Consider the following 7,844-nt stretch of genomic DNA (forward strand, 5'->3'; position numbering starts at 1 on the left):
GCTGGCAGCGTGTGTTCCTGCATCAGTACGTCATGCGCACGCCCAGCAGCACGCTGCGCCCGGGCAGCGGCGCCACCGTCGAAATAAAGGACGCGTGGTTGTACGCCAGCTTGTTCAACAGGTTGGTGCCGCGCAGGTAGACTTCATAATCCGTAGCGCCGTACTGGCCGCGATAGGCCACTACCGCATTGACCATGTTGTAGCCAGGCGTGGTCTCCTCGTAAGCGGCGATGTCCTTCTGCGCGGACACGCGGGCGTATTCGACGCCGCCCGACCACTGCTGCCACTTCATGTCGGCGCGCACGCCGGCGCGCGCCGCCGGGATGCGCGGCAGGTTGCCGTCGCCGCCAGTCAGCTTGCCGCGCACGTAGTCGCCGAACACGGCGGCCGAGAACACCGGGGTGAACTGGTGACGCAGTTCGCCTTCCACGCCCGTGAACTCCGCGTCGCGCTGGGTGTACTCGATCAGACGGAAGTCCTCGTAGCGATCCAGCGTGTTGGCGTAGATGTAGTTCTTCACGCGGTTGTGGAATACGCTGGCCGAGAACGTCGTGTCGCCCGAATGCTTGCGCAGGGTCAGGTCGATGTTGTGCGACGTCTCGCGGCCCAGGTTTGCATTGCCCAGCTCATACGTATTGGTGGCCAGGTGCACGCCATCCGCATACAGTTCCTGCGCGCTGGGCAAGCGCTGCGAGCGTGACAGTGACAGGGCCACCGAGTACTGCGGCGCGAAGTCCCAGATGGCTGCGGCCGACAAGGACGTGCCCGACAGACTGCTGCGCTGTGCGCCGCCGGTAGGCGAGATGCGTTGCCAGTCCTGCCGCGCGCCCAGTTCGAAGCGCCAGTCGTTCAATTGGTACTCCTCCAGCACGAACAGGCCATAGGAGCGCGTCTTGCTGCGCGGCAGGAAAGCCTCTTCGCCATCGGCGCGGAAATCACTGTAGGCGTTCTGCACGCCCACCACACCGCGCCAACCGGCGATGGGCTTGTGCTGCATTTCCACGCGCAGGTCGTAACCCTTGTTCTTGAAGCGCGTACCGACTTCGCCGCCTTCGATCTCGTCGTGCTGGTAGTCGGTCAAGCCGCCGCGCACGCGGATCTTCTCGAAGCCCGCGAACGGATCCTGGTACTCGGCGCGCAGGTCGAGGCGGTTGCTGCGCAGCTTCACGTAGGGCACGCCGCCATGCTCGTGCTCATGGTCGTGATCGTGACCCTCTTCGCCGTGACCATGGTCATGGCCGCCGCAATGCAGATGGGTGCCGTGCGGGTGGCAGCCTTCGTATTCGTGATTGTGTCCCGGCAGGCCGTACTTGCTTTCCAGATGCGTGAACGCCAGGCCGACGTAGCCGCGCGGCGTGATCCAGGACATGCCCACCGTGCCCTGCGTCGACTCGCTGTACGAGCCTTCCAGCTTGCCGCCAGGCCAGTCGGGCACGTCGTAGTCGCTGGTGCGGCGCTTCAAACCTTCCACGCGCACCGCGAACTGACCTTCACCGGCAGTGATGCCCACCGCCCCCGCGCGTTCCTTGGTGCCGGTGGCGCCGCGCAATTCGGCTTCGGCCTCTATGCCTTTTTCCGGCACTGCCGTCGGGATCTTCTTGTCCACCACATTGACCACGCCGCCGATGGCGCCGCCACCGTACAGCAGCGTGGCCGGGCCGCGCAGCACCTCGATGCGCTCGGCCAGCAACGGCTCCACGGTCACCGCGTGGTCCGGAGAAATGCTGGACGCGTCCATCACCTCGGAGCCGTCGGACAGCACCTTCACGCGCGGCGCCGTCTGTCCGCGGATCACGGGGCGGCTGGCGCCGCCACCGAAGGTGTCGCTATTGACCCCCGGCAGGTTCTTCAACGTGTCGCCCAGGGTGCCGTTGCGCTGTTCGACCAGCGCGTCGCCTTCCAGCACCGAGGCAGGCAGCGTGGTGCTGTTCAGGTCCAGGCCCAGCGGATTGGCGGATACCGTGATCGGCGCCAGGGTCTTGGCGGCTGCGCGTTCGGCCGCAGCCTCTTCTGCTTGCGCCGCGGGCGCGGCCAACATCAGCGCGCAGACCAAGGGTTTCAGCGCGCCCCGGCGGCCCGCCCGCACGGCGATCCGGCCACCGCGCTCCCTTTGCCGCCCCAGTTTCTTGCCATTCATCATCGCCCTCTTTTAAATGTTATAACGTACCAACCAATTGGAGAATGATATAACATTTCGAAAATGACGCAAGGCTGTGAGCTCAATGAAAGCCAGGTCGAGCCCTCATGGCCCTGCCCTGCTTGGGCGCGCGTATCATACGGCGATGGCGTTCCCTCGACTCCCGACTCATCCCACGCTGACCGACACGGTCGCCAAACGCCTGCTCGCCGAGATCGACGAAGGCCGCGTACCGCCCGGCGAAAAACTGCCCACCGAAAGCGCCCTGGCGGAACAGTTCGGTGTCAGCCGCACGGTCATACGCGAAGCGGTGTCACGCCTGCGGCAGGATGGCATCGTGGAGGCGCGGCAAGGTAGCGGCGTGTACGTCACCGGCCACGCCGGCAACCGCGCCCTGCGCATCGACGCGGCCGATCTTTCCTCGCTGGACGCGGTGCTGCATATCGTGGACCTGCGCCGCGCGCTGGAAACCGAGATCGCCGCACAGGCCGCAGCGGTGCGCAAGAAGCAGGACATGGCGGAGATCGACGCCGCGCTGGCCGCCATTGCGCGGGCCGTTGAAAACGGCGGCGACGGCGTGCAGGAAGACGTGGCCTTCCACCGCAGCATCGCCCGCGCCACCGGCAACCCCTATTTCCTGACGACCCTGGCTTTCGTCAGTCAGTTCCTGGAAGCGGCCACGCGCGTCACGCGCGCCAACGAGGCCCGCCACGCCAACTTGATGCGGGCGGTGCTGCAGGAACATGTCGCCATCGTCGAAGCGATACGCAGCAAAGATGTGGCCGGCGCACGCGAGGCCGCCCGCATCCACATGGTGAATGCCGCCAGGCGGCTGAGCCAGGCGCACCGCTGAGCTAGGACAGCCGGCGCGGCAGCGCCGCGCATTGCCGCTCTGGACCGACAGGCACAGGTCGAAGCTGCGACAGCCGCCCTAGCCGAACGCCTTGATGAAGAAGTCCCGCGCGCCGAAGTTTCCCGACTTCAGCGCAATGCTGATGTCGCCTTGCGCTGCGGGCGCATGGCCGCAGCACCAAGGCACGCCGGGATCTATCTGCTCGCCGATGGCAATCTGCTGCAACCCCAGCGCCTGCACCACCGCCCCCGAGGTCTCGCCACCCGCCACGATCAGCTGGCGCACGCCGCGTTCAACCAGCCCGGTCGCGATGCGCGCGATGACATCCTCGATCATGGCGCCCACGCGCGCGGCGCCCAACGCGCCCTGCGCCTGCCGCACCTGCTCGGGTTGCGCCGTGGAGTAGATCAGTACCGGGCCGAGGCGCAGGCGCGCATCGGCCCAGACCAACGCCTGCGCCACGACGTCGTCGCCAGCCGCCAGCCGCAGCGGATCCAGCGCCAGCGCGGGCCGGCCGCTTTCGATGAACGCGGCCACCTGGCCATGGGTAGCCGCCGAGCAACTGCCCGCCACTACCGCCTGCATGCCCGGCACGCGCGGCTGTCCGGCGTGCGCGGAGGCGGGCGTCAAGCCCCAGTTGCGCGGCAGGCCGATAGCCACTCCCGAGCCCGCCGTCACCAGCGGCATGCCGGCAAGCGCTGGCCCCAGTGCCAGCAGGTCATCATTGGACACGGCATCCACGATGGCGATCTCGATCCCCTGAGTCTTCAACTCCTGGATGCAAGCGCGGATCGCCTCGCTGCCACGCGCAACAACGGCATGGTCGATCAGACCGACACGGCGCGTGGTCTGCGCGGACAACACGCGCACCAGGTTCGGATCAGTCATGGGCGTCAGCGGATGATGCTGCATGCCCGATTCGTTCAGCAGCACGTCGCCCGCAAACAGATAGCCCTTGAACACCGTGCGCTTGTTGTCCGGAAAAGCCGGCGTGGCGATGGTGAAATCCGTGCCCAGCCGCTGCATCAGCGCATCGGCGACAGGCCCGATATTGCCTGCGGGCGTGCTGTCGAAGGTGGAGCAATACTTGAAGTAGATCTGTTCCGCGCCCTGCGCCCGCAGCCAGTCCAGCGCCGCCAGCGACTGCGCCACGGCCTCGGCCGCCGGCAAGGTGCGGGTCTTGAGCGCAACCACGACGGCATCGGCGCCGCCGCGCAAGGGTTCGCCCGGTATGCCTATGGTCTGCACGGTGCGCATGCCGGCCCGCACCAGGTTGTTGGCCAGGTCGGTGGCGCCAGTGAAGTCGTCCGCGATGCAGCCCAGCTTGATGCTCATTTGACCTCCGGCAGGGCAATCCCGGGAAATATCTTGATCACCGCGCTATCGTCCTCGCGGCCGTGGCCGGCGCTGGAGGCCTGCATGAACATCTGGTGCGCGGTGGACGCCAGCGGAAGAGGAAAGCGGGTATGCCTGGCGGTGTCCAGCACCAGGCCCAGGTCCTTGACGAAGATATCGACCGCGGACAGCGGCGTGTAGTCGCCCGCCAGCACATGGGCCATGCGGTTTTCGAACATCCAGCTATTGCCCGCGCTGTGCGTGATCACTTCATACAAGGCATCCGCGTCCACGCCTTCGCGCAGGCCCAATGCCATGGCTTCCGCCGCCGCGGCGATGTGCACGCCAGCCAGCAGCTGATTGATGATCTTGACCTTGCTGCCCGCGCCGGCGCGGTCGCCCAATCGGTAGACCTTGCCCGCCATGGATTCCAGCACCGGGCCGCAGGCTTCATAGGCGGCGGCGCGGCCCGCGGTCATCATGGTCATTTCGCCCGAGGCCGCGCGCGCGGCGCCGCCGGAGATGGGCGCATCCAGGTACAGGATGCCCTGCGCGTCCAGCCTCGCCTCCAGCGCGATCGACCAGTTGGGATCCACGGTGGAGCACATCACGAACACCGCCCCCGGCCGCAGCGCGGCGGCAAGGCCGCCTTCGCCATACAGCACCGCCTCGGTCTGCTGGGCGTTGACGACCACGCTGATGACGATGTCGCAGGCGGCCGCCATGTCGGCCAGCGTGGCGCAGGCCACACCGCCTTGCGCCGCGAATGCCGCGCCGGCCTCCTGGCGAATGTCGTACACATGCACGTCGTGGCCGGCCCGGCGCAAGCTTTGCGCGATGCCCGCGCCCATGGCGCCCAGGCCGATGACGCCGACGCGGCGGGATGGTGTTTGAGGATTGCTCATATCGTTGGCGGTACCGCTACGGTAGGGATGGATTGCGGCCCGCGCTCAACGCGCCAGGTCGTCGGCCATGTAGGCGCGGATGATGGCTGCGAAATCGGCGTCGCCGCGCAGGCCCAGCTTTTCGGCCCGGGCCGTGTCCCAACGGCCTGGCCAGCTGCCCACGATGCGCTCGACGCGTTCATCTGGCTGCCAGCTGACGCGGTCGGCAACCTGGTCCCCGGCGACTTCGTGCAGCGCCTGCACCATTCCGGCCGCCGTAACCGACACGCCCGGCAGATTGATGGGCGCGCGATCCGCGACGGCGGCCGCGTCCAGCTCGCAGCCTGCGATCAACGCCTGGATCGCACCGCGCGGCGACAGCAACCACAGCCGCGTGTCAGCGCGCACCGGGCATGCCGCCTCCACTCCATTCAACGGTTCGCGGATGATGCCGCTGGCGAACGAGGAGGCCGCCGCGTTGGGCCGCCCCGGACGCACGCTGATGGTGGGCAGGCGCAGCACGCGCCCGTCCACGTAGCCGCGCCGCGTGTAGTCCGCCAGCAGCAGTTCGGCGATGGCTTTCTGCGTGCCATAGGACGATTGGGGATTGAGCCCGGTGTCGTCGCGCACGATGTCGGGCAGCGTACCGCCATATACCGCGACCGAACTGGTGAAGATCACCCGCGGCTGGTGGCCCAGGGCGCGGCAGGTCTCCAGCAGCGCGCGCGACGCGTCCAGGTTGATGCGCATGCCCAGGTCAAAATCCGCTTCGGCCTGGCCGCTGACGATGGCGGCCAGATGGAAGATCACGCGCGTGTCCGTGCCGATCGCTTGCCGCAGCACCGCGGGATCGGCGATGTCGCCGACCTGCGCATGAATGCGCGGATCGTCCGGCCCCGGAGCCTGCACCACGTCCAGCAGACCGATCTGAGTGATGGCTTCGGGCTTGCCCCCAACCAGGGTCAGCGTGCCGCGCTCCAACAGCCTGCGGGCCAGGCGCTGCCCCAGGAAGCCGGCGCCGCCGGTGATGAGTATCTTCATGTCGCGGTATGTCCCGTGTGTGTCAGGTAGGGCCGGGCCCAGCCCAGCCCGGCGGAGGTGCCGGCGCGAGGCCGGTACTCGCAGCCGATCCAGCCCGCGTAGCCCAGCGCATCGATCTGCTCGAACAGGTAGGGATAGTTCAGTTCGCCCAGATCCGGCTCATGGCGGTCCGGCACTCCCGCGATCTGGATGTGGCCAATGCCGGCCATGTCGCGCTTGAGCTTGACCGCGATATCGCCTTCCACGATCTGGCAGTGGTAGATGTCGAACTGCACCTTCAGGTTGTCCGCGCCAACCTCGGCGCAGATGGCTTGCGCCTCGTCCTGGCGGTTGAGGAAGAAGCCCGGGATATCGCGCGTGTTGATCGGTTCTATCAGCACCGTCACGCCGGCCCACGCAGCGGCGCGTGCGGCCCACGCCAGATTTTCCCGATAGACCGCGCGATGCGCGGCGCGGTCCTGCCCAGGCTGGATCAGTCCGGCCATCAGATGCAGCTTGCGGTTGCCGAGCGCGGCGGCATATTCCAAGGCCTGCTCGACCCCATGCCGGAATTCGCTTTCGCGGCCGGGCAGCGAGGCCGTGCCGCGCTCGCCTGCGGCCCAATCTCCCGGCGGCGCGTTGAACAGCGCCTGGCTCAACCCCTGTGCCTCCAGCCGCGTTTTGAGTTCGGCTACCGGATACTCGTAGGGAAACAGGAACTCCACTGCCGCGAACCCGTCCCGCGCGGCCGCCTCGAATCGGTCCAGGAAGGGATGCTCGGTGTACATCATGCTGAGATTGGCGGCCAGGCGCGGCATTGCGATGTCCAGGTTCAGTAGCGCGCGCCGAACACGGCCCGCAGTTCGTCGATCGCCGCTGCGCTCATTGGCGCGGGCCGGGGATCGCTCATCAGCCAAAGACGGGCGGTTTCTTCCAGTTCTTCGAGCGCATAGGAGGCATGGGCTACGGAGCGCTCCCACACCACCGGCCCAAGGCGCTCGAACAGCGCCCCGCGCACGTCGCCCGCCACCGCCGCGACCTCGGCTGCAGCTTGCGGATCGCCCGGGCGACGATAGGGGATCAGCGGAATCCTGCCGACCTTCATGACCTGATAAGGCGTGATGGGCGGCAGCACTTCATCCGGCCGCCATACGCCCGCCAGCGTCAACGCCACCAGATGCGTGGAATGCGTGTGCACGATGCCGCGCGCGCCGGGACTGGCCTGGTAGATGCCGCGATGCAGTTCCAGCGTCTTGGACGGCTTGCTGCCCGACACATGCCTGCCTGCCGCGTCGACCTTGGACAGTTCGGCGGGGTCCAGTCGTCCGAGGCAGGCGTCGGTCGGCGTGATCAGCCAGCCGTCGTCCAGACGCGCGCTGATATTGCCGGCCGCACCCACGGTATAGCCACGGTCATAGAGGCTGGCGCCGACGGCGCAGATCTCGTCGCGGATGCGGGATTCCTCGGTCATGGCCGCCCACCGTTACGGCGACGGGTGGACTCGCATGGCACGGATGCTGCAGGCATGACGACCTTCCTCCAGAGTTCGAAGTCATAAGGTCATCATACAAATTTATGGCAAAAAGCTGGCTCGGGGTAAACACCGAGTTGCGAC

7 protein-coding genes are annotated in these 7,844 nt (G+C 67.2%); 1 reads left to right on the top strand and 6 read right to left on the bottom strand.

Features of this window, described 5'->3' with window-relative positions; translation table 11 throughout:
• Positions 1-22: 22 nt before the first annotated feature.
• Entirely contained in the window at positions 23-2,038 is a 2,016-nt protein-coding gene (locus AC6LKD_RS27200) for a TonB-dependent receptor domain-containing protein (protein WP_498117984.1), read from the bottom strand.
• A gap of 244 nt (positions 2,039-2,282) precedes the next feature.
• Here AC6LKD_RS27200 and AC6LKD_RS27205 point away from each other — a divergent pair, with 244 nt between their 5' ends.
• Entirely contained in the window at positions 2,283-2,990 is a 708-nt protein-coding gene (locus tag AC6LKD_RS27205; protein ID WP_498117977.1) for a FadR/GntR family transcriptional regulator, read from the top strand.
• A 78-nt stretch (positions 2,991-3,068) separates the two neighbouring features.
• Here the strand turns inward: AC6LKD_RS27205 and otnK are convergent, their stop codons facing one another.
• From otnK to otnC, 5 genes are read right to left on the bottom strand one after another with little or no spacing between them, the layout of a single operon-like run.
• The gene (gene otnK, locus AC6LKD_RS27210) at positions 3,069-4,325 is read right to left on the bottom strand and encodes a 3-oxo-tetronate kinase (RefSeq protein ID WP_498117978.1); all 1,257 of its coding nucleotides are present in this window, start codon (positions 4,323-4,325) and stop codon (positions 3,069-3,071) included.
• Positions 4,322-5,230, bottom strand: coding sequence for an L-threonate dehydrogenase (ltnD, locus tag AC6LKD_RS27215; RefSeq protein WP_498117979.1), 909 nt, complete (start codon positions 5,228-5,230; stop codon positions 4,322-4,324). Before ltnD ends, otnK begins: the two co-directional genes overlap by 4 nt.
• A gap of 45 nt (positions 5,231-5,275) precedes the next feature.
• Positions 5,276-6,250 (bottom strand): D-erythronate dehydrogenase, encoded by a 975-nt coding sequence (gene denD, locus AC6LKD_RS27220; RefSeq protein ID WP_498117980.1) that lies wholly within the window; start codon positions 6,248-6,250, stop codon positions 5,276-5,278.
• Positions 6,247-7,047, bottom strand: coding sequence for a 2-oxo-tetronate isomerase (gene otnI / locus AC6LKD_RS27225; protein ID WP_498117981.1), 801 nt, complete (start codon positions 7,045-7,047; stop codon positions 6,247-6,249). The genes denD and otnI overlap by 4 nt, the downstream gene beginning before the upstream one ends.
• A gap of 14 nt (positions 7,048-7,061) precedes the next feature.
• Positions 7,062-7,700, bottom strand: a complete 639-nt coding sequence (gene otnC, locus AC6LKD_RS27230) for a 3-oxo-tetronate 4-phosphate decarboxylase (protein ID WP_498117982.1) — start codon at positions 7,698-7,700, stop codon at positions 7,062-7,064.
• Positions 7,701-7,844: the final 144 nt, after the last annotated feature.

This window comes from Achromobacter sp. D7-1 (genome assembly GCF_059760445.1).